This is a genomic window from Aquimarina callyspongiae (genome assembly GCF_034322225.1).
Taxonomy (GTDB): domain Bacteria; phylum Bacteroidota; class Bacteroidia; order Flavobacteriales; family Flavobacteriaceae; genus Aquimarina.
Genome location: NZ_JAXLPA010000007.1, coordinates 101,729 through 126,209, shown reverse-complemented (window position 1 = coordinate 126,209; position 24,481 = coordinate 101,729). Strand labels below are relative to the sequence as shown.

Here is a 24,481-nt window from a genome sequence, read left to right as displayed (position 1 = left end):
TAATTGAAACAGCGTTTCACTAATTTACAAAAAATCTACTGATAGCGCATGGTTTTTATGAAAGATATTGTAATTGTTATTTAATTTAAGTTAGTGGTGTTGTTAAATTGAGGCATTTCTATTTCTATTTTGAATGTGTCAAGATGTGTGTTTAGGCCTAACTATGTAATATTATGTAATATTTTGTCGGAGGTAGAAACTATACCTTGTCTTAAAAAAATATTATGTGTACAAATTTTAAGATTAGAACAGAAACGAAAAAACCGAATGAACTTCCTGGAGTAGTAATCGGTAGAAGTATGGAATTCGCCATTTTTATGGGTGCTAAATTATATTTTAGTTATGGAAACGGAAAAACAGCTCATCAAAATTATTACGATCCTTTTATAAAAGGAGATGTTTCATCTGATATATCAAAAGACTACAAGTTCACCTGGAAAAAGAAATACTCTTTTGTGTCCATGAATGCATTTAATCAACCAATAGTAACTGATGGTATTAATACTGAAGGGCTTTGGTTTGGAACACTTCAATTAAATAGCACGATATATCAAGAGATTACTGATCCTAAAAAGGGATTGTCTTTTACTAATTTTGGTCATTGGATATTGAGTTCTTTTAAAAATTGTGAAGAAGTAAGAAAAAGCCTTGAAGCAGGAACAGTTCAGGTAAATAATTTTTGGCAAGAGGCGTTTGGGCAGCATTTTTCTATAAATGACAAACACGGAGAGTCTATTGTAATTGAGATTATTGATGGAGAAATGAAAGTGTGGGATAATACTACTTACGGGGTTTTGACAAATGATCCAATTTTACCGTGGCAGATAGAGAATTTAAAAAATTATGTGTCTGTTACTCCGGTCAATACTATGAAATCAATGAAAGGAAATTTAAAACAGGTAGAGAGTTATCAGAGTTATGGAACTGGTTTTATACCTGTTTCTAGCAGTCAACTGCCTTCTGCCAGGTTTGTGAAAGCTGCTTATTCTGTTAATTATGCTTACCCGGTTCATGATACACATGAAGCGACAAATCTAGCTTTTCATATTTTAAATACTGTAGATATTCCGATTGGTATAGTAAGAAAAGAGCCTGAAACAATTGATAATAATAGTGATCATACTCTTTGGATATCGGTTTCGAATCTTACAGATGTTATCTACAACGTTCGAATGTATGAAAGTCCATTAAGCTATTCGATCAAGCTAGATGAATTAGATTTTGAGAAATTGGACGGAAAACAATATGCAATTCCGATAAAAAACAATGCTATAGATCTAACAAATAGAATAGATCAAGAAAGCGAGATAACAAATCTTGAAATGGAACTTAATTAATTTAAGCCTACTTTTAATAAAGAAGCCTTGATAAATGATATTTGTCAAGGCTTTTTTTGCGGATAAGGAATTCAAAACTATTATTCTGTTAATACATTGATCCCGGTAAAATGAAGTTTCCAATTACCTTCATTTCGATTATGTGTTTTTGCAATTTTGATTCCATTAAAATCTTTATAATCTTCCCAGGTTGTAATTAAAGAAGATTCAGGTGCATTTCCTTTTCTGAAAGCCCATTCCTTTATTATAAAATCTCCTTGAAAATAGAAATCATATGCATCACCAGGAGTATATCCTCCTTCGTTTTTGTAAACAATCGTGAGTTTCTGCATTTTGCTTTTACTTATTGGAGCTATCTGATTTACTTGCAATGTAGAGGTAAAACTATCAGCATCCCAAATCAAATTATACGGTGCTAATAACCAATATTTGTCATTAATGAATCCTGGATCCACTTTTAGAGCAGTACTATCCATTTGAGTACGGTTATACTCAACAGTATCTTTGGTAGATAGTAAAGTAACCAAGTTTTCTTTGGGTCTCCATTTCCAAGTGCGATCATAATGACTGCTATCACGATCTACGTTAAATGTAAATTGTATTTCCTTGACATTTTTCCAGTTGTTGAAACCATTGGCCTGGGCAATTGCTTCTGTAGTACTAAGAATTTTCTTTGTGCTGTCATTAGAATTTGATTCTGAATCTATTGTTTTAACGAAATCTTCAGAATTTTCCTTAGGATTATCTTTAACGGTACTATTACACGAGAGTAGAACCAAAAGAAATAATGCTAATAGAGATAACTTTTTCATTACGGATTACTTTTTTTGCTAAAGTATAGAAAACAAAAACCTTGTTAATCTCGATTAACAAGGTTTTAACCAGCAGATAAGATGGGTTTAGCAAAGATTTAAATAAGTTTAATAATTCGTTGTTTCTAGATATTTTAAAGCTGTTAAGTATCCTTTAATTTTTATATAATCTAATGTCTTTTGTGCTGTTTTAACAGATGATTGAGGGTTCTGACCTGTAATAAGATTTTCGTCCTCGATAACAAATTCGCTCCAATCTTCTCCTTTGTGATAGATTGCTCCTTCATTAATAAGTGCCGTTTCTAACAAAAATGGTACTACATCAGTTAATTGAACTGCTTCTTCCTCACTATTAGTAAATGAGGTTAGCTTTCTTCCTTTTACAAATGGAACTCCATTTTCAATAACACCTTTTAGAGCAGCTACACCATGACATACCAATCCAATTGGTTTACTTTCTTTGTTGAAAGAATTCACAATTTTAGCAATTTCAGTGTTATCACTTAGATCCCACATAGGACCATGCCCGCCAGGAAAAAATAATACATCAAAATCAGAAGCTTGAATCTCAGAAATTTTCTTCGAATTTTTAATGGCTTCTAATGCTTTTGGATCATTATTAAATTGCCGGGTGTATTCTGTTTGCCATTCATTAAGTTCACTTTTTGGATCTAAAGGAATGGCACCTCCTTTAGGAGAAGCAATAGTGATGTTTGCATTCTCTTTTGAAAATTTATAATATGGTGCAGCTAATTCCTCCAGCCAAACTCCGGTTTTTTCTCCGGTATTACCTAATGCATCATGCGATGTGGTAATCATTAATACGCTTAAATTTTTCATCTTGATATGGGTTTTTAGATGTATAATTTTTGATACATCAAATTTCGGAAAACTAGGTGCTGGAAGAGGTTGACCTGAATCACGAAATTTTATTAACCTATGTTAAGAATTGTTCTGGATTTGTTTGCGAAGACGACTTAAACTTTCTGGTTTTATACCTAGATAATTTGCAATTTGATAATTAGGGATCCTTTGCTTTATATTAGGATAAGCTTCTTGAAATTCTAAATAACGCTCGGCGCTTGTTTTTTCTAGCGCAGATAATATTCTATCTTGAAATGAGACAAAGGCACTGGTGAGTTTGATCCGAAAAAAACGCTCAAGATTTGGGATTTTTAAATATAATATTTCCAAATCTTCTTTTTTGATACCTATTAATTCTGTATCCTCTATGCAATCAATATTGAGTCTTGCTCTTTCTTCTTTAAAAAATGCTTTAAAATCACTTATCCACCAATCTTCTATAGCAAATTGGACAATATGCTCGTTCTCTTCAGAATCTACACGATAGGCTTTAAGACATCCTTTAACGACATAGTATTCATATTCAACAATATCGCCTTCTTGAATAAGATATTGTTTCTTACGTAGTTTTTTATTAATAAGCACTGAGGTAAATAGATCCCATTCTTCTGTAGTTAACTGAATATGCTTCGAAATATGTTTTTCAAGCTCTGAATACATACTGCTAAATTAAACAAAAAAAGCTTCCTTACTAAGGAAGCTTTTTAAACTCAAGATTGCAATATAATTACTCTACAATTAATGTGTACTGCGGTGTAGGGTTCAAAGGACAGAAATATACATACTCTCCTTTTTTTAGTTTAGTTACATTGGATTTTTGAGTTTTCCCTGTTGCAACAGCTTCAGTTACATAAGCTGTTTTGATATGTGCATCAGGATTTGATTTTGGTGCAAGGACGAATCCAACATTATGTCCAACACCAGTATTAGAAACTTCAAAAATATATGAACCTTCTGATAGTTTTATTTCTTTTTGAGTAAATTCTCCTTTAGTTTGTTCTAGAGATACTGTCTTAGTTTGTTGTGCAACTCCACTGAAAGCAACTGCTAAAACAAATACGAATAATGTGATTACTTTTTTCATTCTTTTAAATTTTTAAATAGTTATAAATTGTTAATTGTATGGATTAAATGGTTGATGCTTCTAATGGTTGTGCTACTGGAAAATCAACAGGAACCTGAGTAGTACTATGTAAATAGTTAGAAATTGTTTTGTCTCCTACTAATACTATAGTATCAACTAAATTACCTTTGCTGTAACCAGCATTTAAAAAGTTGTTTACAACTCCTTCATCTGCACGACCTCTGTTTTCTGTAATGTTTTTAGCTAATTTTGCAAGAACATCCAATTTAGAATCAAAAGATGCACTACCTGTTCTAAGCTCTAATATTTGTTGGTCAGTAAAACCGTTCATTTTTCCGATAGCTGTATGAGCAGATAAACAATAAATACAGTTGTTTACTTGACTTACTGCTAAGTTTACAACTTCTTTTTCTTTTGCAGAAAGTGATGTTTTAGCGTTAGAAAAATTTAAGTAATTTTCTAATGCAGTTTCACTATGTGCATAAGTTGCATACAGGTTAGGTACAAAACCTAATGCTTTATTTAAATTATCAAAAATTGCTTGATTATTACTGCTTACTTCTTCTCTTGTTGGTACATTAAATGTGCTCATGATCTTTAATTATTTTGCCCTGAATTTTGTGTTTCAGGAATTGTTATTATTTGTTTTAAATTATTTGATACAAAATTGCGTTGTAAAGTGGAGTGGTGAAATGCTTGTTTTTCCCGAAGGCATGTCAAATCTTCCCGATTTGTTTTTAGGACCTAAAATTGCCCGCTAATAAAAGGTTTTTCAGCATCACAATAGTAATCATGAATCCCTCTTTGATCACAATGGGTTTTTGTGCTAAAAGTATTGATGATTCTTTTTCTTCCGCTTCTGAAAATTTCGATTAGGTTGAATATTGATTTATTTTGAATTCTCATCTCTGTATTGTTTTAAATTAACAGTGCAAATATGAGACGATAATCAAAGTGGATAAAGATTCAAATTTCCCGCGGACATGTCAATTTTTCCCGAGCATAAAAAAAACCTCCATAATTGGAGGTTTTTTAAGTTAATGGATATTATAATTGCTAGAAAAACTTGACTTGTTTTCTATTAATCCATAGAATAACTGCACTTAGTACAAATGTGATTACAGCTGTAATAAAAAGTACACCACCGTCATTGTTAATTTCGATACCTAATTTGGTAACGTGCATTAAAATTGCGCCTCCAATAATACCAAGTGTAAGAGCGGCGCCAATCCATATTGTTTTAGGGATAAGCAATAGGATACCTGCTAACAATTCTACAACTCCTGTTCCTATTCTCCCGTAGGGTTCAAGGCCAACTTTTGTAAAAATGTACACACTGTCGGGATGAGCGGTAAACTTAAATCTAAGTGTCTGAATTAAGATTATTGCTACGATAATTCTTAGCAATAGGGGTAATACCTTCTTCATTTTTAGTTTGCGTTAGGATTATTATTTAATTAGAAAAATTATAAAACGCCGGGTAATGCGTCTATTTTTCCGTTAAATGTATCCTTTCTAGAAATAATATACAATTCTTTTAGATTTTTATCTTTTGAGAATTGATACATCAATTCAGGAAGTTTATCCATCATGTAAATTTCAAAATCTTCTGCATTTCTACTGCGATTAGCACCCTTACGTATTGTTTTTAAGTAAATTACAGTATATAATTCTAGAGTGCTTCTTTCTGATAAGAAACGTAAATAACTATTATCTAGTTTAGCTTTTTGAATTTCTAGTTTAAAATTAATTTCATTTAAGGAAATTAATTTTTCATTAAAATTGCTAAAATTGTTCTCATACACTACTTCTTCAGATTGATCATTTAGATACACGGTTTCTAATTCATCTTGATAAGTTACTTGTGCAGTGAGAATCTGGGTAGTTAGAAATAATATACTAATTATTACTACTAACTTGCTTTTTTTTATTGAAGTGTTCATATCTATATATTCTTTACCCGAAATGACTTCGGTGGTTTATAGTATTATTACCATGCAAAGTTGATGTAAAAACTAATAAGATAGAATGGAGCTTTTTCCTTATTGTTTGTCAAAATTTCCCGACAGGTTCAAGTTTTAACTGCTTTCTGAACTCTGAAGGAGAAAAAGATGTATGTTTTTTAAACATTCTACTAAGATGAGAAGCATCTTCAAAACCAACTTCATAGGCTATCTCTTTAGCAGATTTTTCAGTATAAATAAGTAGGCGTTTGGCTTCCAGTACTATACGATCATGAATGATCTGTAAAGGACTCTTCTCAAATTTAGCAAAATTATTAGAAAGAGTCTTGGGAGATTTGAATAATTTTTCTGCATAAAACCCTACAGAATGATGCTCTCTGAAATGAGTATCAACTAAGAAATTAAATTTTCGTATTAAATCAACCTGATCTTCTGGAGCATTGTAATTATTTTGTTGTTTAATCAATCGAGTGGTGGTAATGATAAAACGAGCCATTAACATTCGTAACATTTCTGCTTGTATGGTATCAACAGTTTCTAATTCATCCAAAAATACTTGAAATAAGAAATCCAATTTAGTACTTTCTTTTGAATTAAGGTTTACCACAGGAGTAATACTACCATTATAAAAAAGAACCCCCATACAACTAACTTCTTTATCGTGGTCTTTAATGCAATAAAACTCTCTATTAAATTGATATACAATAAGGCCAGTACCCTCTATAAATTTAAAATATTGATTAGGAGTGAGCACCACAATATTTCCTTTTTGAATAGTAGTAGAGATACCATCAATTTCAAAAGTGGCTTCAGCTTCTTTGGTCCAGATAAAAGTATAAAGGCCTATAATTTCTGATGTAGTATAAGATTCTAATAGCTCTTCATTTGCTACTTTTAAGACAGCATCGGTAGAAAATTCTTTAAACTCTTTTATCATACTTAAGATAGTCGTTTTTTTAACTTTAAAATTACAGGGTTCTAGGGATTTTTTCAGAAAAAATAATATTTCCTGATTTTTTCTGAAATTCTCTTAATTTTAAGCTTTATAAAATTAACTTTATTACGCTGTAACCTCTGTTAATAGATTAATAAAAATGAAAGAATACATACAACATTTTAATACTAATAAAGAAACCTGGAATCTAAAGGTTGAGGTTCATTCAGATAGTGATTTTTATGATATGAATGGTTTTAAAGAAGGGAAAACTTCTTTAAAACGTTATGAACTCGAAGCTCTTGGAGATGTTTCAGGAAAATCGCTATTACACTTACAATGTCATTTTGGTCAGGATACCTTAAGTTGGAGTAGAATGGGAGCAAAGTGTATGGGGGTTGATATTTCTGAAAAGGGAATAGAATTGGCAAAAATGATAAATTCTGAATTGGATTTGGATGCACAATTTACTTGTTGTAATGTTTTAGAGACTTCTTCATATGTTAAGGATCAATTTGATATTGTTTTTACAAGTTATGGAGTCATCGGCTGGTTACCCGATTTAAAACCTTGGGGGAAAATGATATCCGAAAAATTAAAACCAGGAGGTGTTTTTTATATTGTAGAATTCCATCCGATTGTTTGGATGTTTGATTATCTGAAAGAAAAACCTGAAATAAGATATGGGTACCATCAAAAAGAAGCGATATATGAAGAGTATCAAGGTACTTATGCAGATCCAGATTCTGCTATGGTTAGTAAAGAATATGGATGGAATCATGGATTAGGAGAAGTAATATCTTCTCTCTCAGAAGCAGGATTAACCATTGATTATTTAGAAGAATATGATGAATCACCATATAAAATATTTCCAGATTTAATAGAAAATAAAAATGGAATGTTTGAAACAAAAGACCAATTATATCCGTTGCTTTTTGCGATTAAAGCAACAAAAAAATAATAACTTTTTTTGGATTTGATATATAGGTTTTAAGTATCTTTTGGTTTATATATGGCTGATGGTTATTGAAATAGAATTTACTCTATTACCCGATAATTCTTTTTAACCATTTTAACTTTACTGCACTATAAGGAGCATATTTGAGGTTTAATTCTACCCAGAAAGGTTTTTGTAGTATACTCTTATAATGTGAGAATGTTTCAAACCCATATTTACCGTGGTAATTACCAATACCACTATCTCCAATCCCTCCGAAAGGAAGACTTTGTTCTGTAAAATGCATAACAGCATCATTTACAGCTCCTCCTCCAAAAGAAACTTCATTTAGGATTTTATTCTTTATAGATTTATTCTTGGTAAAAACATAACAAGAAAGTGGTTTTGAGAGGGTTTTAACTTTTTTAATTGCTTCTTCTATATTATCAAAAGAAAGTACAGGTAAGATTGGTCCAAAAATCTCATCCTGCATACTTTTATCGGAGAATTCTATATCTTTTAAAACCGTTGGAGGTATGATTCTATCGTCTTTTTTATGATCTCCACCCAGATAAATTTTATCGGGATCTATCATTTCTACAAGTCGATCAAAATTTTTATGATTAATAATCTGAGTGTAATTTTGATTCTCTACTTTGTAATCTGCTTTTTTGATCTGATCCTTAATAGCTTCCAGAAGCTTATCTTTTATAGATGATTCTACTAAAACGTAATCAGGAGCTATACAGGTTTGACCGGCATTCAAAAATTTTGCCCACACCAATCTTTTGGCAGTCATATCAATATTTACATCTTTAGTGATAATGGCTGGGCTTTTTCCCCCTAATTCTAAAGTAACAGGCGTAAGATATTTTGCAGCAGCTTGATAGATGATTTTTCCTATTGTTGCGCTTCCGGTAAAGAATATTTTGTCAAACTTAATACTTAAAAGCTCTGATGTTTCTTTTACACCTCCTTCTATTACTTTAAAAAACTTAGGGTCAAAATTTTGATTTATAATTTTGGCCATTGCTTTAGAAGTGTTGGATGGTACTTCACTGGGTTTTAAAATTACAGTACAACCAGCTGCAATGGCAGCTACTGCTGGAGCAATAGATAATTGATATGGATAGTTCCAGGCACCAATGATTAAAACTGTTCCAAAGGGTTCTGGTATAATATAACTTTTTCCTGGTAGGTTTGCTAGTCCTACCGAAGCTCTCTTTCTTTTTGACCATTTTTTGATTTTGATCAATGCCAGATCAATTTCATGGTAAATTATTGATAACTCGGTTACATATGTTTCATATTCGGATTTTTTAAAATCCTGATATATTGAACTATAAATGAAAGATTCATTTTGTTGTAATACATTTTTCAAGCGTTTTAATTCTTTTATTCTAAAAGCAATATCCTTTGTTGCATTAGTATTAAAAAAACTACGTTGATGATCTATAATTTCCTGATAGTTCATAAATTGATTTAGCTTGAATAATTACACCTTATATTTGAGGTTGAAGTTTTTTCTTTTTGAGTTCTAATTCTTTTTGCATCTGTTTAACAGTTAGCGTGCTACCGTCATGGCTCCATCCTGGAGGGCCAAAAATATACATGAATTTATGATACCAGTTTTTAGATTTTTTAGTGTCGTTCCAGATATCTTTATATTCATGAGTAAGGATTACCCATGGATTGTATGAGTTAGGTGCGTGAGTAACTCCATATTGTACTTCTATATTTTCATCTAATTCTTTCCAAGTACCAAATATTTTATCAAATATGTTAAGGAATCCACCATGATTCTTATCCATATACTCTACATTTTTAGCATGATGTACTTGATGCATTGTATGGGTGTTAAAAACCTTTTCTATGAATCCCATTTTAGGGATATATACAGAATGAAGTTGAAACTGCCATAATGCTTCTATACCAAGGCATACAACTACCATTTCTGGAGGGAATCCAATTGCAGGTAGCCACATATAGAATAATGGTTTGTAAAGCAATGTAAACCAGCCATTTCGAACGGCGGTTCCGAGATTAAAATTATCAGAAGAGTGATGCACAATATGAGCTGCCCATAAAGCCCTCACCATATGATTTTGTCTATGAAACCAATAATATGTAAAGTCATCTAATAGTTGACAGGCTAACCAAATATACCAGGCATAACCAAAAGATTTCCATCCCATAATATTTGTTCGCACTCCATTAACTTCAGGATTAAATAAATCATAAACATAGGTAAAGATCAATATGGTTAAAACCGTTTTAATTAGTGGTCCTAATATAGCAGAGCCTATTCCCATGAATAAACTGGCTCCGAGATCTTTCCATTGGTATAGTTCTTTATGATCGTGAGTTTTGCTGTAGGTAAGTTCCAGCAATATAAGTCCTAAAAAACAGGGAACTCCATATACCAGAGGGTTTGTAAAATCCATTCTTTTTTTGTTGGGTTTAATTTGGGGCAGAATATAACATTAATTTTTAGTATTCCTTTAACAATCTTAATTCTTATTACACAAGATGTGGTTATTTTAACGATTGTCTAAATAAAAAATTATTATTTGCAGTAATAAAACCCGTTTTCACTGTTTTATTTTACCTCACCTCCCAAAATTTCGAATGCAGTAAGAACATTTTTCAATGCTTTTTTCTCTGTTCGACTTATGATGCGTTCATCGTTTTCTTCTTTACCTATAAACTTTATTTTGGTTTTTTTACTAGAAGCAACAGCGTTGATTAAATCAAGATCTTCTATTTTAATAACTCTATCTAACCATTCTCTTGTTCCTCCTGATTCTGCAAGAGCTTTAAATTCTCCTGGGTTTTCTTCTTCTAGTGTAAAGATTTTTCCGTCCGCATCAATAACAATCTCTTGTATAAATAACCATTCTTTTTTAGAAAAGTGATTGATTACTAATGCAAGCCAAGGTTTTCTTTTATCTTTTTTACCTATATAAGTGTAAAAAGAATTTACATTATGTTGGCGAGATGTAGATTTATCAGAATACCAGGTTACCTCATTTTCAACATCATATTTCTTATTCATTTTAGAAATAGCTCTTTTATATTCTGGAGTATTAGGAGCAGCTAGTTTATCTTTATCGTCTGCTTTTTTTGCTTCTATAATTTCCTTTTCTATTTTTTTAAGAAGTTTTTTGCCTTTTTTGGCTTCCTTTGAATTGGGATATTTTTCTACAAGAGCTATAAGTCGACTCTTACTTTTTTCATAATCCAACCCATCATAATAATCATTTGCTTGATCTAAGATCTGATTAGGTGTCAATTGACATTCTGATATTTCTTTCTTAAGTTTTTCGTTTTCTTCTTTTAATTTATCATAATCAGCTTGTGGTACTCCACAACCGACCATAATTAATGCTATTAAAATATTGAAGAGTAGATTATTTTTCATAATTAGTATTTGTTACAGTTACGATATATAATCGTATGAAATGTTAAATTATAAATATAGAATTTGTTAAGTAATGTATGAGTTTTACTAAGAGTGAACGTTTAAATATAATAAAAATGCTTTAAAAAACACATTTTTAAAAATAATTATGTAGTATTGTAGGTTTTGCACTACAAAAATGTGTTTAAATATTACTTTTATAAGCTTATTTTGCAAAAATCTGAGATGTGTCTTTAAAAGACTTAAATTCTAAAGCATTGCCACACGGATCACAAAAGAACATAGTAGCTTGTTCGCCTGTCTCACCTTTAAAGCGGATATACGGTTCAATTACAAACTGAACTTTTTTTTCTAAAAGTTTTTGAGAAAGGTTTTCCCAAGTATCCCAATCCAGAATGATTCCAAAATGAGGAACAGGTACATTTTTACCATCTACTGGATTCGTATGATTTTCTTTTAAATCAGGCTTTGCTTTATAATGAATCACCAATTGATGACCAAAAAAATTAAAATCGACCCAGTGATCACTACTTCTGCCTTCTTCTAGTTCAAGAATATTTGCATAAAAATCTCGAGCTTTTTTTAAATTGTCTACTGGTATGGCTAGATGAAAAGGGGAGAGTGTACTCATGGTATGTTTAAAATTTATATTGAAAAATAATGTTTTTTTATTCTTTTATTGAGTTCCATATATCCAGATACATCTTCCATTGGTTGTTGGCTTTTTTCCAGATAACGACATATTTTCCTTTATAGGTTATTTCTTTTCCATTTTTGTCTAAGTTTTTTCCTTTATAATAACCATAGTCGTGAGCAGTATCTCCTAGTACTACAATTTCTTCAGAAATAATCTCGTGTTCTACAGGAGTATAATCTGTTGAACCAGACCAAGCTTTTTTAATGTTTTTATACCCTGTGATTATTGGAGAACGGTTAGGAAAAGCTTTACCATTTACAGTGTAGATTTTTGACAACGCTTCATAATCTTTTTTAATATAAGCGGCAGAAAAAGCTCTGTTTGCTGCCATGATCTGATCTTTATCTGATATTTTTTGCGTGTCTTTTCTTTTTGTACACTCAATTTTCCAGGTTGGTAATGAAAAAGATTCATTAGTAGTTACCCAGGCACCAATCCATTTAAAACCATCTTCACTAATGTCGTGAAATTTTATTTTGTAGAAACCATCCATTCCATTGGGAGCCTTTTGTTTACGATATAGAATGATTTTGTCTTCTTTTTTATTTCCTTCCCAAACCGATAAGACAGTAGAAGGACTTGCACTAGAATAATAATGAACATACCATTTACTACTATCTGCTATAAATTGCCTGATACTCCCAGAATTTTTACCATCTTCTTTTATAGTTTGATCTTGAACGGCCATCCCATTCATTATATACTTAAACTCCCAGGTCATCTTAACAGGATCAGCCCAAGTTTGATCTTGATTACGAGTTTGAGAAATACAATCACAAATACCTATTAATGGAGCATAGTCTGTAATTTCTTTTGGAGCTTTAGGATTGGGTTGACCAAAAGGATAAGCATCAGACGGTTCATATTCGCTCTGCGCTATGGCAATAGTAGTGGTAAATAAGAAGGTGAGAAATACTAATTTTTTCATAAGGTTAAGAATTGATTAGTACCGTAATTTACTTATTTTGAAATAGGAGCAATAAATGCTTGGATAAAATTAATATATAATTAACAACAAGAATTAATTTCTACGATCTCTGCGTTTTTTATTTTTTGATATCGAAGAATCTCTTTTAGTAGAACTTTTTCTAATGTCATTTTTGGCATTAAAACGTTTAGGATTTTTACGTTGCCTTTTTGGTTTTGATTCTTCTATAACTGAAGCTTCTTGAGTTTTACTAGAATCTCCAACATCAGTATTAATAACCTTTAATTCTTGAGCTGTTAAATCTCGCCACTGACCAACCGGAACATCTAAAGTAACATTCATAATTCTGATTCTTTTTAATCGAATTACTTCATAACCCAGATATTCACACATTCTTCGAATCTGTCGATTAAGCCCTTGTGTCAAAACGATTCTAAAATCATATTTATTAATTTGTTCTACTTCGCACTTTCGAGTAATCGTATCCAGAATTGGAATACCATTTCCCATTCGTTTTATAAATTGAGGACTGATTAGTTTATTAACGGTAACTAAGTATTCTTTCTCGTGATTATTTCTGGCTCGAAGAATTTTATTGACAATATCTCCATCACTGGTTAAGAATATAAGGCCTTCACTAGGTTTATCTAATCGACCAATAGGGAATATACGTTTTGGGTAATTGATATAATCAATGATATTATCTTTTTCGTTTTGAGCCGTTGTACAAACAATTCCCACTGGTTTGTTAAAAGCCAAGTACACGTGTTTATCTTTTGGTTCGCTTATTAACTCACCATCAACTCGTACTACATCATTGGGTGCTACCTTGGTACCCATTTCTGGTACGTTACCATTAATTGTAACTCTACCTTGTTCTATAAGTTTATCTGCTTCGCGACGAGAACAATATCCTACCTCGCTAAGGTGTTTATTTAATCGTACAAGATTGGTTTCTGACATAGTTTGATAAATAATAGGCAAATATACTATTTCATCTGTTTATATTAGGTTGTTTTGTGATGGTTACAATGTATTAGTATTAGTAATTGATGTTTACCTTGATTTGTTTTTTGACTTTGGATTATCTAACCTACTCTTATGTTAGTTTATAAAAAGAGATATTGTATATTTTATTGAAAAGCTGTTTTGTAAAACTCAGGATTGAATTTAATAATTCCGTTATTTTCTATATAAGTTATTTGCTCTTTAGTAACTCCAGATTCAACAAGAGATGTTGTGAAAAACTCATAATTGGTTACCAAAGCTGGATCTTTTATCGCTTTTTGTAAAATATGATTAATGAATTTTGTCATCTTTTCTTCTCCTATATGTTTTTCTATGGCAAGTAATAATAAAGGAGCAATCCTATATCTATAGGTTCCATCTATTTGATTGTAGTGTTCTATTTCTTTTAGATTGATAAAAGATTGATTGATTTTATCAGAAAAGTTATTAAAATACCTTTTTGGGTAATGAGAGTCATTCATGAATTTTAGTGAGAGATATTCTGCAAAAGATTCTGTGTAGAACCAAAAAAGAGGACTGTTAGCTTTTAAAATATTACCTCCAAAATAATAATGACCAAATTCGTGTGAAAGTGTCTTTATAAGTTTATTACTTTTATAGTAATCATCATAATTATTTTGAGTAGTTACTATTACTGGATAGGTTATAAAAGCCCATTCTGTAGTTGATGGGCAGTTCGCAACGATAAAGTTATTTTGTAACTCAATTTGAGGAACGAGCGTATTATAATAGGTTCTTATTCTACCGGCAAGACTATCTGTATATTTAATTTGATTCTTGTTAAGGTTTAAAAAAGCAGCATTCTTTCCTTTTTTGTAATTGATATCTCCAGCAATAAGCATTATAGTTTTGGATCCTTTAGTATTTGTAAATTGCTTAGTGTTGTTTCCTGATTTATAGTACTGATTTTCGATAAGTATACCTTTACAAGTGTTACAATTAACTGATAAATCATAAGTGTATAACGTTTCTGAGAATGTTTTAGGAGTTTTACTATTAGTAATATGCCATACAGGCAACCATTTAGATTGTTCGCTAGCTCTTAGAGTTTTATGCTGACACGAAATTTTACCTTTATAATCTTTCTTAGGTGTATTGAATCGCCCTGAATACTTGAGTTTAATAGTGTCTTTTTTTGTTACGACGGCATCAATTTTATACCCAACACAATCATAACAGTTCTTTTTATCTTTTTTAATGCGAATTTCATTTTGATTATACTGTAAATAATCAATTTTGAATATATCGTTAAGGATTAGTTGAGAAGGGTCAGATACATCAATATTGGTAATTATCAATTCTGCCTGGATCGTTTGTTTTTCAATATTAATGGTGTATGAGCCACTTATATGTCCACTAGGTGTAGAGAACTTTTGACCTATTATACAGTTTATACATAATAAAGCAATAAGGGTTAAAAATCGTTTATCTATGATTTTGAGTAACATATTGAAAGACTATATTATGTATTGTTATAGGTTGTTAATCTAAAAATTTGATAATCATATCATCAACTTCATCAAAGAATAGGGAATGACCAAAATCTTCTGTTGTTATAAATTGAGCATCATTCCAGTTTTTACTTATTGCTTGTGCCTCAGAATAAGGAGCAATATCATCGTTTAGGTCATGTATTAATAATCCTTTACGAGTAATGTTTTTTGCAAAATCGGCAACGGAGAATTCTTTAAAATTATATCCAAATTGATCTTTATAATATTGCTCAAGAGCTTTCATGAACTTTGGTGATAATTTTAGAATTTTCTGAAAACCTTTCATAATTCTAGACAATTCCGATGGTGGCGCTAGTATTACAAGTTTTTCTATTTCATCATTCGGGTATTTATATTGATGAAAAATAGTAGTCATTCCTCCAACAGAATGCCCTATAATATGATTAGGTCTATAGAGTTCTATAACTTTTTGAAGACATTCTGCATATAGAGGTACGTTTAATATTTTTCCAGAGGAGTTTCCGTGAGCGGGAGCATCAAATGCGATAACATTGTATCCTTTCTGATGAAACTTCTGTATTAATGTCTTCCAACGGTGGGTATTACTTTCCCATCCGTGAACCATAAGGATAGTTTCACCATCATTGGGCCATCGATACGTTTGTATATACAGATTATCAACAATAACAATTTCATCTTCGGCATCTTCAAGAAAATATATTTGATCGGGTAAAACTTTACCTTTTCTTGGAGTACATACCAGTAGAAAGGCTTTATGGATTGCTTTTTTAGGAACAAAAAAGAATAATAAAAGGAGTCTCTTTCCTATTATAATCGGAGCATATTTTTTTACTTTTTTATTCATGCATCTTCTCTATGCACAGCTTCTATAGAAAAAGCAGGAAGGCAAATAGCAATATACTCACATTCTGTATCAAATGGGTTGGAGTATTGAATTCGACTGTTCTTTTTGATTTTTATAGATTGTCCGGCTTCTAAAATTATTTTTTCATCATCTATAATGAATTGCTTTTTGCCTCGAATGATATAGGTATATTCATCAAAATCGGGAGTTTGAAAAGGTTCACTCCAATGTGGGGGAGCTACCATATGAGCAATGCTTATATCAGAATTTTGATCTGATGCTTTGCCAAAATGTTCTTCTATCAATTTACCATCATTGGTGGGAACGATGAACGGAGACTTTTGAATATAATATTTCTTACTCATTTTTTGTATTTAGTTTTCATCCCAACTTATCAAAAAATGTTTGATTTTTGCTGAATCTGGAATTTTAGAGGCTTCAATTTTAATATCTGTATTGAACTTAAATTCGCTAGGCAATTCTTTCTTGTCAATAGCTATATATGCTTGAATACTATCTACAAATATAACCGCAGCACTTAAGGTGTTGTTAATTTTGGAGATCTTATAGTTTTTCTTAATATCAGTAAAATAACCTTCGGGTGATAATCCAGAAACTGTTTGATATCTTGGATCGAGTACTTGTATACTTGCGATAGTAGATGTGGAATCAGATGCTTCTCTAGGCTGAAGTATTAAAAGTTTAACGCCTCCTTTTTCATAGATTTCGATTTCATCAGAATTAGACAAAAATTTGTTCTTGGCGGTGTTTTTAACTATCGAATCATGAGAATAGATCGAATCTAATTGATAAAGTTTGGTGGTATTGGTCAAATGACCGACCCTGTTTGAAGCTATTTCAAAGGGTTCTTGTTTTGTATCTTTTTGACAACTTGAAATACAAAGCGCAACAATAAATATGAGAGAGATTTTTTTAAACATCATTTTTTAAATTAAGTAATACTATAATATAACTACTAAACGTAAATTATTTCAATAACTTATTAAGTACACCTAAAGCACCTCTAATAAAAGTTGCACTGGTCAATACTTTTACTATAGCTTTTTCAGTAGTACTGGTTCTTCTGCTTCGGGAACGAGAACGTGATGAACTCCGGTTTAGCTTTTCTCTTTCTTTTTTGGCCGCAGCTTTAGCTTCTTCAGCTTCAGCTTTTTCTATTTTTTCATTTAATATCTCATAAGCACTTTCTCGATCAATATCTTCGTTGTATCTAGAGATAAGTTTTGATTTTTTTAGCAGATCTTTGAGTTCATTTTCTTCCAGAATATCCATTCTACTCATTGGGGCACGAAGCATAGTGGCAGCAAGTGGAGTGGGTCTTCCCTTTTCATCTAATACAGTAACTAAAGCTTCACCAATACCTAGAGAGGTTAAAATTTCTTTGGTATCATAATAATCAGAAAGAGGGTAGTTTTCTGCGGTAAGTTTTATGGCTTTGCGATCTTTTGCGGTAAATGCTCTAAGTGCATGTTGTACTTTAAGCCCTAATTGACTTAAAACACCGTCTGGTACATCTGTAGGATTTTGAGTCACAAAGTATAGTCCTACTCCTTTGGATCGAATTAATTTAACAATACTTTCTATTTGCCCCATCAAGGCATTAGATGCTTCTTTAAATATAAGATGGGCTTCATCCAGAAATATAACTAATTCAGGTCTTCCGCTATCCCCTTGTTCAGGAAATGTACCATATATTTCTGCCAGAAGACTAAGCATAAAAGTAGAAAACAATTTAGGTTTGTCTTGTATATCAGTTAACCTAATGATATTGATCATTCCTCTACCATCATCATCAACTCTACATAAATCCTGTACATCAAAAGAACGTTCACCAAAAAAGAGATCTGCTCCTTGTTGCTCTAACTCCACAATTTTACGAAGAATAGACCCTGTAGAAGCTGTAGAAATTCTTCCGTAGTCTTTTTCTAACTCTTTTTTGCCTTCTTGTGTAGCAAACTGCAATACTTTTTTTAAATCCTTAAGATCCAGTAGAGGTAGTTTGTTATCATCGCAATATTTAAAGATGATAGAAATAATTCCGGCTTGAGTTTCTGTAACATTCAAAATTCGAGATAGCAGGACAGGACCAAACTCACTAATAGTAGCTCTAAGTCTGACACCATCTTGTTCTGATAATGAAAGGATTTCTACAGGAAAATTCTTTGCCTCAAAAGGGATTCCTATTTTCTCGTGACGTTCATCAATTTTTGGATGTCCGGGACTAGCCGCAGCGATACCACTCAGATCTCCTTTAATATCCATAAGAAGAACAGGGATTCCTTGATCACTAAGGTTTTCTGCCAGCACTTGCAATGTTTTGGTTTTACCAGTTCCAGTAGCTCCAGCAATAAGTCCATGCCTATTTAAGGTTTTTAAAGGTACTTTTACGTGGGCATTAGTAATCGTTTCATTATTATATATCGCCGCACCTAAGGTTAAAAAATCACCTTTGGTTGTATATCCTTTATTAATATGATCCAGAAAAGCCTGAGTATCGCTCATAATTGATGTAAATTTTGATAAAAATAAGAATCTTAACTTATTCTATCGAGAATGGATGTGATTTTGTTTTTTTAGTAAATTTAGACTTTTTGACAAAAATGTAATAAAAGGAGTTAACTGTTTTATAACTTTTAAAGAATCATTTTATGAAGTATAATATACATTAAGGTGTATAATCGGTTAATTTTGATAATGCTTAAACTGTAAGAATTAATATATCACACACATCATGAAGAGACTTTATATCATTTTAGCAATTGCTTTGCTAGCGATAGGTTGTACTAATACAGATACGAACGTTCCTGTAGAAGCAATATTTCATAAAACACATGAACCTAAAAAATCCAGAGCACCATTTTCTGATGCAGTACAGGTAGGAGATTTATATTTTCTTTCTGGACAAGTTGGTATGGATCACGCAACCCGAAAACTCGTAGTGGGTGGAATTAAAGAAGAGACAAAACAAACGCTTGAAAATATTAAAGCTGTTCTGAAACACCATAACCTGGAAATGAAAGATGTAGTAAAATGTACTGTTATACTTGCAGATATTGAAGACTTTTCAGCTTTTAATGAGGTTTATAAAACATACTTGCCTCAAAAACCGGCAAGAACTACTTTTGCTGCAAAAGGATTAGCCGTAGGTGCAAAAATAGAAATAGAATGTATTGCCGTTAAAGCTAGTAAATAAATTTCTAGCTAATTTTTAAATCTAAGTTTATAAAAGATATCTGGTAAATCAATATTAATTACCTTTGCATCCTTATGCAAAAAAGTACACAGAAATTGGTGAATGAAGGAAAAATGCTTCCGTTGATGGAAGAATTTTATACCATTCAAGGAGAAGGATATCATAAAGGCACGGCTGCGTATTTTATTAGAATCGGAGGATGTGATGTAGGATGTCATTGGTGTGATGTGAAAGAAAGTTGGAATGCTGATCTTCACCCTCCAACAGATACAAATGTAATTATAGAAAATGCTCTTAGTTATAGTGATGTTATTGTAGTTACAGGAGGAGAACCTCTTACTTGGGATATGAGTGCGTTAACAAAAGGCCTTAAAGATAGAGGAGCTAAAACGCATATCGAAACTTCTGGAGCATATCAGCTCACAGGAGATTGGGATTGGATTTGTTTATCTCCTAAAAAAGTAAAATTACCTCAGGCCAAGATATATAAAAGTGCTGATGAGCTAAAATGTATAGTATATAACAAGAATGATTTTGCATTTGCTGAAGAACAGGCTGCCAAAGTTTCTGAAGACTGTATTTTATATCTACAACCAGAATGGAGCGTTCGTGAAAAAATGATCCCTTTAATAGTAGAGTATGTTATGAAAAACCCTAAATGGAAAGTGTCTCTGCAAACTCATAAATACTTAAATATTCCTTAAAAAAAGTTAAACAATTACGGTTTAAGTGAATTTTTAATCAAAAGTACAAGTATTTGATTGTTAGCGATTTACGTTTAAACCGTACATAAGGGGAAATTCCCCCATAATCACATAAAATAAAAGAAGGTTTTTTCTTACTTATTTTCTATTCAATAAATGATATTTGTGTTTTTTGTCGATTTTAATTGTGTTTAATCGAAAAAATACTTTTTAACCTTAATTTTATTTGAAAATACCATCATCCAAAGGTAACTTTATGTAACTAATTTATAATCAACATGCTATGAAACAATTCTACACTATTTTTGGATTAAATTTTCAAGGTTTTATTAACTTCTTAAAAGATTTGCCGCGAGCATCTCGTTATGCAATGCGCAGATAATATGTAATTGATACAATTATTGTATTATTACTCATTTGTTAAACAAAAATTTAAAAGAAATTATCTACATGATAATTTCTTTTTTTATTAGAATCACCTTTTGATTGATATTCTGATTAATTAGTTTTTTTATTAAAATGCTTGAATCTTAACGGATAATTCTTTATATTTATGTTCAATTAGTTCTTAATTGAACACTCCTGAATTCTATTTATGCCTATGTAAAGAACTTTAATCAGTTCTAAAGTGATATAATGTTAGATTATATAAAGTCTTATGTGTTATATCCTAAATTTAATTTTACTTATATAATCAAACTTATACAAAAGACGCCCCAAATTGTAGGTTGTCTTTTTTTGTTTAATGAAATAAGTAACAATGGGGAAGTTCTAATGATTTTTAAGATTTAGATATATTTTGAAGAGATATTTTTATTTTTTCTGGTATTGTAAAAAATGAATTATACATGCTTAGTTCATTTATAGGGGGGTAAAACCCCGGGAATTATGTTTTTTTGTGTAAGATAATTCTTCATAATTTAACAGAAAAAAATAGCTTTTAAACTTGATGTCGTTTCAAGAATGTGTTATATCTAAAATCATATTTTGATTATGTTAATTTTTTTTACAAAAAAAGAGTTAGGGTGTATCTTTGTATAATAATTTAAATGACAGTGGATTATGAAGCTATTTTACGGTATATTGGTAATAGATATAAAGGCACTAAAGAAATTTTTGAAAGAGTTACCGTCAGCGTGTAGCAACGCAATTCATAGATAGATTTCTTTATTATTTATAATGTTACGAAGTTTATTATAAATTTAAATTAAAAGATTAATAAGTTTTGTTGCGAAATATGTATTAAAACTTGTAAAATATTGGATATCAGTCAAAAAAATTAACAAAAAAAATATTTTTTGCGTTAGTTGTCGATTAATTTTTGTGTTATATCTAATAAATTAAGAAAGTTATTGACATCACTGTTTTGGGTGTTATATTTGTAATAATTAATTTTTAAATAAAGATTATGGGGCTATTTTACACGAAGTTTAAATTAACTTTTAGAGTCGTAATGGATTTTCTAAAAGAACTACCAAGTGCATCAGGTAACGCTATACACAGGTAGGTAAAGATGTTATTTCGACCTTGTGTCGAAAATTAAATCACTATTTAAGGGCATTCTAAAATTAAAAAAGAAACGAGACAGAACCACAGTCTCGTTTCTTTTTTTAATGACAATTTCTTTCTTACCAATAGATTACAGTGAAAAAGGAACCTCTACTCTGGTAGTATCCCATCCCATAACCATATGATAACCTTTGTCAGCTTTTTTGAATGCAATAGAGAAAACCTCTAAAGATTCTCCGCTAGATGTAGGTACTTTAATTCTAGCAACATCTTTTCCTTTGTCATAAGAATATGCTCCCCAACTATCTAGGTCAGAACTTAAAATAATAGTCCATTCATTTTTACCAGGAATAGTATATAGAGAATATGTTCCTGCTTTAACAGTTTTATCTCCAATTTTCATATCCTGAAATAATTTAATTTCTGTTGCTTCGTCAGCTCCAGTTCTCCATACCTTGTCGTATTTTACAAGATTACCAAATACTTCTCTTCCTTTTTTCTGTGGTCTACTATAGATTACTTTAATCGCTGGCTTAGAATTTCTATCAGCTTTTGCATAAGAAATATCGGTTGGACTTTTTTGTAGTCCTGCAAATTTCTGAGCGCTTACGGTGGACAATGCACCTAAAAACATAATAGCAACTAATAAAATTGTTTTTTTCATAATAGTGATTTTGATTTCTGTAACTGACGTAAAGATATGCTCCAACTTACATGCTAAATGTTAATCCACTCTATAAATTCTGTTAAATATTAAAAGTAACGATCTGATAGTAAATTTTATGAAATAACAATTGTAGCTTACTTATTGTTATTTTTTTGAATATTTATGATTTCAATTTATAATCAAAATAACATATATGATTTTATTATTGTAACTATAGGCTAATCTTTGACTTCTCGATTAATAGAAAAAGAAAATTTATGTGCGGAATTGTTTGTGCTTTTGATTTAAAGCAAGATGCAGAGGTGTTAAGACCTCAATTATTAGAAATGTCGAAGAAAATTCGTCATCGTGGACCTGATTGGAGCGGGATATATTCAGATAAAAAAGCAATTCTTGCTCATGAACGTCTGGCTATAGTTGATCCAGTATCAGGAAAGCAACCTTTGTTTAGTGAAGATAAAAAACTGATACTTGCAGCTAATGGTGAAATATATAACCATAGAGAGTTGCGTAAACAATTTGAAGGAAAATATAATTTTCAAACTGAATCTGATTGTGAGGTTATTCTAGCGTTATATAAAGAAAAAGGAGCTGATTTCTTGGATGATATGAATGGTATATTTGCTTTTGCGTTGTATGATGTTGAAGAAGATGAGTATTTAATTGCCAGAGATCATATGGGTATAATCCCATTATATATGGGGTGGGATCAGAACGGTACCTTTTATGTAGCCTCAGAGTTAAAGGCATTAGAAGGTGTTTGTGCGAAGATAGAATTGTTTCCTCCAGGGCATTATAAATTTAGTAGGGATAAAGACCTAAAAAAATGGTATATTAGGGACTGGAATGATTTTGAATCAGTGCAAGAAAACCAGACAAGCATAGAAGAAGTAAAAGAAGCTCTAGAAGCTGCAGTGCATAGGCAATTGATGTCAGATGTACCTTATGGTGTATTGTTGTCTGGAGGTTTGGATTCTTCTGTGACTTCTGCGATTGCTAAAAAATATTCTGAAAAACGAATAGAATCTGGAGATACCAAAGATGCTTGGTGGCCACAATTGCATTCATTTTCTGTTGGATTAGAAGGTTCTCCTGATTTAGCAGCAGCTCAAAAAGTTGCAGATCATATAGGTACTGTTCATCACGAAATTAAATTTACAATTCAAGAAGGTCTTGATGCAATTCGTGATGTTATTTATAATTTAGAAACGTATGATATTACAACCATTAGAGCTTCGACGCCAATGTATTTAATGGCGAGGGTTATTAAATCTATGGGAGTGAAAATGGTACTATCAGGAGAAGGAGCTGATGAAATATTTGGAGGATACTTATATTTTCATAAAGCACCTAGTGCAAAGGATTTTCATGAAGAAACAGTTCGTAAATTAGATAAATTACATATGTACGATTGTCTTCGAGCTAATAAATCATTAGCAGCATGGGGTATTGAAGGAAGAGTTCCGTTTTTAGATAAAGAGTTTATGGATGTTGCCATGCGTATCAACCCTCAAGATAAAATGATCAACGGAGAACGAATGGAGAAATGGGTGATCCGTAAAGCATTTGAATCATACTTGCCAGAAAGTGTTGCCTGGAGACAAAAGGAACAATTTTCTGATGGTGTGGGATATAGCTGGATTGATACTTTGAAAGAAGTAGTAGAACAAGAAGTTAGTGATGAACAAATGGCGAATGCTCATTTTAGATTTCCAATACAAACTCCGCAAAACAAAGAGGAGTTCTATTATAGATCTATTTTTGAAGGACATTTTCCAAGTGATACAGCAGCATTAAGTGTTCCTCAAGAACCATCTGTAGCCTGTAGTACCAAAATTGCTTTAGAATGGGATGAAGCTTTTAAAAACTTGAATGACCCAAGTGGAAGAGCAGTGGCCAATGTACATGATGAAGCTTATGAATTAGAAACAATCGTAGAACAATAATAAGACTAACTGCTTGAGCGTGTAGCTGTAAGTTGAGTTAATTGAGATGTGCCCCGGAAAATTTATTTTCCGGGGTTTTTTTGTTTATAGAATATTGCTTTTTTCTAAATCTTCT

26 protein-coding genes are annotated in these 24,481 nt (G+C 31.4%); 5 read left to right on the top strand and 21 right to left on the bottom strand.

What is annotated here, in order from left to right; genetic code table 11:
• Window positions 1-224 precede the first annotated feature (224 nt).
• The gene (locus U0D62_RS23500) at window positions 225-1,337 is read left to right on the top strand and encodes a linear amide C-N hydrolase (protein ID WP_322289805.1); all 1,113 of its coding nucleotides are present in this window, start codon (window positions 225-227) and stop codon (window positions 1,335-1,337) included.
• 80 nt (window positions 1,338-1,417) lie between these two features.
• Here the strand turns inward: U0D62_RS23500 and U0D62_RS23495 are convergent, their stop codons facing one another.
• The 9 genes from U0D62_RS23495 to U0D62_RS23455 form a co-directional block, all read right to left on the bottom strand.
• The gene (locus U0D62_RS23495; protein WP_322289804.1) at window positions 1,418-2,149 is read right to left on the bottom strand and encodes a hypothetical protein; all 732 of its coding nucleotides are present in this window, start codon (window positions 2,147-2,149) and stop codon (window positions 1,418-1,420) included.
• A gap of 108 nt (window positions 2,150-2,257) precedes the next feature.
• On the bottom strand, window positions 2,258-2,989 hold the full coding sequence (locus U0D62_RS23490; protein WP_322289803.1) for a type 1 glutamine amidotransferase domain-containing protein: 732 nt from the start codon (window positions 2,987-2,989) through the stop codon (window positions 2,258-2,260).
• A 102-nt stretch (window positions 2,990-3,091) separates the two neighbouring features.
• Window positions 3,092-3,673 carry a Crp/Fnr family transcriptional regulator gene (locus U0D62_RS23485; RefSeq protein WP_322289802.1) on the bottom strand — a complete coding sequence of 194 codons (582 nt, stop codon included), beginning with the start codon at window positions 3,671-3,673 and terminating at the stop codon, window positions 3,092-3,094.
• A gap of 67 nt (window positions 3,674-3,740) precedes the next feature.
• Window positions 3,741-4,097 carry a cupredoxin domain-containing protein gene (locus U0D62_RS23480; protein ID WP_322289801.1) on the bottom strand — a complete coding sequence of 119 codons (357 nt, stop codon included), beginning with the start codon at window positions 4,095-4,097 and terminating at the stop codon, window positions 3,741-3,743.
• A gap of 43 nt (window positions 4,098-4,140) precedes the next feature.
• Window positions 4,141-4,689, bottom strand: coding sequence for a carboxymuconolactone decarboxylase family protein (locus tag U0D62_RS23475; protein ID WP_322289800.1), 549 nt, complete (start codon window positions 4,687-4,689; stop codon window positions 4,141-4,143).
• A gap of 152 nt (window positions 4,690-4,841) precedes the next feature.
• Window positions 4,842-5,003 carry a hypothetical protein gene (locus U0D62_RS23470; RefSeq protein WP_322289799.1) on the bottom strand — a complete coding sequence of 54 codons (162 nt, stop codon included), beginning with the start codon at window positions 5,001-5,003 and terminating at the stop codon, window positions 4,842-4,844.
• Between the two features lie 150 nt (window positions 5,004-5,153).
• Entirely contained in the window at window positions 5,154-5,525 is a 372-nt protein-coding gene (locus U0D62_RS23465) for a DoxX family membrane protein (RefSeq protein ID WP_322289798.1), read from the bottom strand.
• Between the two features lie 38 nt (window positions 5,526-5,563).
• Window positions 5,564-6,040 (bottom strand): hypothetical protein, encoded by a 477-nt coding sequence (locus U0D62_RS23460; RefSeq protein ID WP_322289797.1) that lies wholly within the window; start codon window positions 6,038-6,040, stop codon window positions 5,564-5,566.
• A gap of 109 nt (window positions 6,041-6,149) precedes the next feature.
• Window positions 6,150-6,998: a helix-turn-helix domain-containing protein gene (locus U0D62_RS23455; protein WP_322289796.1), complete on the bottom strand. Its 849-nt coding sequence runs from the start codon at window positions 6,996-6,998 to the stop codon at window positions 6,150-6,152.
• A gap of 157 nt (window positions 6,999-7,155) precedes the next feature.
• Here U0D62_RS23455 and U0D62_RS23450 point away from each other — a divergent pair, with 157 nt between their 5' ends.
• Window positions 7,156-7,956 (top strand): class I SAM-dependent methyltransferase, encoded by an 801-nt coding sequence (locus tag U0D62_RS23450; protein ID WP_322289795.1) that lies wholly within the window; start codon window positions 7,156-7,158, stop codon window positions 7,954-7,956.
• Window positions 7,957-8,041: 85 nt separating this feature from the next.
• On the opposite strand, the gene U0D62_RS23445 is transcribed toward U0D62_RS23450, so the two are convergent.
• From U0D62_RS23445 to U0D62_RS23395, 11 genes are all read right to left on the bottom strand, one after another.
• Window positions 8,042-9,406 (bottom strand): aldehyde dehydrogenase family protein, encoded by a 1,365-nt coding sequence (locus U0D62_RS23445; RefSeq protein WP_322289794.1) that lies wholly within the window; start codon window positions 9,404-9,406, stop codon window positions 8,042-8,044.
• A 28-nt stretch (window positions 9,407-9,434) separates the two neighbouring features.
• Window positions 9,435-10,376, bottom strand: coding sequence for a sterol desaturase family protein (locus U0D62_RS23440; RefSeq protein WP_322289793.1), 942 nt, complete (start codon window positions 10,374-10,376; stop codon window positions 9,435-9,437).
• Between the two features lie 155 nt (window positions 10,377-10,531).
• On the bottom strand, window positions 10,532-11,353 hold the full coding sequence (locus U0D62_RS23435; RefSeq protein WP_322289792.1) for a hypothetical protein: 822 nt from the start codon (window positions 11,351-11,353) through the stop codon (window positions 10,532-10,534).
• A gap of 205 nt (window positions 11,354-11,558) precedes the next feature.
• Window positions 11,559-11,984: a VOC family protein gene (locus tag U0D62_RS23430; RefSeq protein WP_322289791.1), complete on the bottom strand. Its 426-nt coding sequence runs from the start codon at window positions 11,982-11,984 to the stop codon at window positions 11,559-11,561.
• A gap of 37 nt (window positions 11,985-12,021) precedes the next feature.
• Entirely contained in the window at window positions 12,022-12,978 is a 957-nt protein-coding gene (locus U0D62_RS23425; protein ID WP_322289790.1) for a YybH family protein, read from the bottom strand.
• A gap of 93 nt (window positions 12,979-13,071) precedes the next feature.
• Window positions 13,072-13,941 (bottom strand): 23S rRNA pseudouridine(2604) synthase RluF, encoded by an 870-nt coding sequence (gene rluF / locus U0D62_RS23420; RefSeq protein ID WP_322289789.1) that lies wholly within the window; start codon window positions 13,939-13,941, stop codon window positions 13,072-13,074.
• Window positions 13,942-14,111: 170 nt separating this feature from the next.
• Entirely contained in the window at window positions 14,112-15,455 is a 1,344-nt protein-coding gene (locus U0D62_RS23415; protein ID WP_322289788.1) for a gluzincin family metallopeptidase, read from the bottom strand.
• Between the two features lie 34 nt (window positions 15,456-15,489).
• On the bottom strand, window positions 15,490-16,326 hold the full coding sequence (locus tag U0D62_RS23410) for an alpha/beta hydrolase (protein ID WP_322289787.1): 837 nt from the start codon (window positions 16,324-16,326) through the stop codon (window positions 15,490-15,492).
• The gene (locus U0D62_RS23405; protein WP_322289786.1) at window positions 16,323-16,691 is read right to left on the bottom strand and encodes a cupin domain-containing protein; all 369 of its coding nucleotides are present in this window, start codon (window positions 16,689-16,691) and stop codon (window positions 16,323-16,325) included. Before U0D62_RS23405 ends, U0D62_RS23410 begins: the two co-directional genes overlap by 4 nt.
• Before the next feature lie 9 nt (window positions 16,692-16,700).
• On the bottom strand, window positions 16,701-17,270 hold the full coding sequence (locus U0D62_RS23400) for a hypothetical protein (RefSeq protein ID WP_322289785.1): 570 nt from the start codon (window positions 17,268-17,270) through the stop codon (window positions 16,701-16,703).
• A gap of 43 nt (window positions 17,271-17,313) precedes the next feature.
• Window positions 17,314-18,849, bottom strand: coding sequence for a helicase HerA-like domain-containing protein (locus U0D62_RS23395; RefSeq protein WP_322289784.1), 1,536 nt, complete (start codon window positions 18,847-18,849; stop codon window positions 17,314-17,316).
• 229 nt (window positions 18,850-19,078) lie between these two features.
• On the opposite strand from U0D62_RS23395, the gene U0D62_RS23390 reads away from it, so the two are divergent.
• Both U0D62_RS23390 and U0D62_RS23385 read left to right on the top strand, forming a co-directional pair.
• Entirely contained in the window at window positions 19,079-19,540 is a 462-nt protein-coding gene (locus U0D62_RS23390; RefSeq protein WP_322289783.1) for a RidA family protein, read from the top strand.
• A 74-nt stretch (window positions 19,541-19,614) separates the two neighbouring features.
• Window positions 19,615-20,244, top strand: coding sequence for a 7-carboxy-7-deazaguanine synthase QueE (locus U0D62_RS23385; protein WP_322289782.1), 630 nt, complete (start codon window positions 19,615-19,617; stop codon window positions 20,242-20,244).
• A gap of 1,639 nt (window positions 20,245-21,883) precedes the next feature.
• Here the strand turns inward: U0D62_RS23385 and U0D62_RS23380 are convergent.
• Window positions 21,884-22,417 (bottom strand): DUF2911 domain-containing protein, encoded by a 534-nt coding sequence (locus U0D62_RS23380; protein WP_322289781.1) that lies wholly within the window; start codon window positions 22,415-22,417, stop codon window positions 21,884-21,886.
• 260 nt (window positions 22,418-22,677) lie between these two features.
• On the opposite strand from U0D62_RS23380, the gene asnB reads away from it, so the two are divergent.
• On the top strand, window positions 22,678-24,366 hold the full coding sequence (asnB, locus tag U0D62_RS23375; RefSeq protein ID WP_322289780.1) for an asparagine synthase B: 1,689 nt from the start codon (window positions 22,678-22,680) through the stop codon (window positions 24,364-24,366).
• Window positions 24,367-24,481 lie beyond the last annotated feature (115 nt).

Excerpts from the sequence above, each read along its gene's own strand:
- U0D62_RS23430 (WP_322289791.1), bottom strand. The coding sequence starts at position 11,984 with ATGAGTACACTCTCCCCTTTTCATCTAGCCATACCAGTAGACAATTTA.
- U0D62_RS23480 (WP_322289801.1), bottom strand. The coding sequence starts at position 4,097 with ATGAAAAAAGTAATCACATTATTCGTATTTGTTTTAGCAGTTGCTTTC.
- asnB (WP_322289780.1), top strand. The coding sequence starts at position 22,678 with ATGTGCGGAATTGTTTGTGCTTTTGATTTAAAGCAAGATGCAGAGGTG.
- U0D62_RS23425 (WP_322289790.1), bottom strand. The coding sequence starts at position 12,978 with ATGAAAAAATTAGTATTTCTCACCTTCTTATTTACCACTACTATTGCC.
- U0D62_RS23475 (WP_322289800.1), bottom strand. The coding sequence starts at position 4,689 with ATGAGCACATTTAATGTACCAACAAGAGAAGAAGTAAGCAGTAATAAT.
- U0D62_RS23395 (WP_322289784.1), bottom strand. The coding sequence starts at position 18,849 with ATGAGCGATACTCAGGCTTTTCTGGATCATATTAATAAAGGATATACA.
- U0D62_RS23500 (WP_322289805.1), top strand. The coding sequence starts at position 225 with ATGTGTACAAATTTTAAGATTAGAACAGAAACGAAAAAACCGAATGAA.
- U0D62_RS23435 (WP_322289792.1), bottom strand. The coding sequence starts at position 11,353 with ATGAAAAATAATCTACTCTTCAATATTTTAATAGCATTAATTATGGTC.
- U0D62_RS23410 (WP_322289787.1), bottom strand. The coding sequence starts at position 16,326 with ATGAATAAAAAAGTAAAAAAATATGCTCCGATTATAATAGGAAAGAGA.
- U0D62_RS23440 (WP_322289793.1), bottom strand. The coding sequence starts at position 10,376 with ATGGATTTTACAAACCCTCTGGTATATGGAGTTCCCTGTTTTTTAGGA.
- U0D62_RS23405 (WP_322289786.1), bottom strand. The coding sequence starts at position 16,691 with ATGAGTAAGAAATATTATATTCAAAAGTCTCCGTTCATCGTTCCCACC.
- U0D62_RS23460 (WP_322289797.1), bottom strand. The coding sequence starts at position 6,040 with ATGAACACTTCAATAAAAAAAAGCAAGTTAGTAGTAATAATTAGTATA.
- U0D62_RS23470 (WP_322289799.1), bottom strand. The coding sequence starts at position 5,003 with ATGAGAATTCAAAATAAATCAATATTCAACCTAATCGAAATTTTCAGA.
- rluF (WP_322289789.1), bottom strand. The coding sequence starts at position 13,941 with ATGTCAGAAACCAATCTTGTACGATTAAATAAACACCTTAGCGAGGTA.
- U0D62_RS23385 (WP_322289782.1), top strand. The coding sequence starts at position 19,615 with ATGCAAAAAAGTACACAGAAATTGGTGAATGAAGGAAAAATGCTTCCG.
- U0D62_RS23415 (WP_322289788.1), bottom strand. The coding sequence starts at position 15,455 with ATGTTACTCAAAATCATAGATAAACGATTTTTAACCCTTATTGCTTTA.
- U0D62_RS23450 (WP_322289795.1), top strand. The coding sequence starts at position 7,156 with ATGAAAGAATACATACAACATTTTAATACTAATAAAGAAACCTGGAAT.
- U0D62_RS23380 (WP_322289781.1), bottom strand. The coding sequence starts at position 22,417 with ATGAAAAAAACAATTTTATTAGTTGCTATTATGTTTTTAGGTGCATTG.
- U0D62_RS23455 (WP_322289796.1), bottom strand. The coding sequence starts at position 6,998 with ATGATAAAAGAGTTTAAAGAATTTTCTACCGATGCTGTCTTAAAAGTA.
- U0D62_RS23485 (WP_322289802.1), bottom strand. The coding sequence starts at position 3,673 with ATGTATTCAGAGCTTGAAAAACATATTTCGAAGCATATTCAGTTAACT.
- U0D62_RS23465 (WP_322289798.1), bottom strand. The coding sequence starts at position 5,525 with ATGAAGAAGGTATTACCCCTATTGCTAAGAATTATCGTAGCAATAATC.
- U0D62_RS23400 (WP_322289785.1), bottom strand. The coding sequence starts at position 17,270 with ATGATGTTTAAAAAAATCTCTCTCATATTTATTGTTGCGCTTTGTATT.
- U0D62_RS23445 (WP_322289794.1), bottom strand. The coding sequence starts at position 9,406 with ATGAACTATCAGGAAATTATAGATCATCAACGTAGTTTTTTTAATACT.
- U0D62_RS23390 (WP_322289783.1), top strand. The coding sequence starts at position 19,079 with ATGAAGAGACTTTATATCATTTTAGCAATTGCTTTGCTAGCGATAGGT.
- U0D62_RS23495 (WP_322289804.1), bottom strand. The coding sequence starts at position 2,149 with ATGAAAAAGTTATCTCTATTAGCATTATTTCTTTTGGTTCTACTCTCG.
- U0D62_RS23490 (WP_322289803.1), bottom strand. The coding sequence starts at position 2,989 with ATGAAAAATTTAAGCGTATTAATGATTACCACATCGCATGATGCATTA.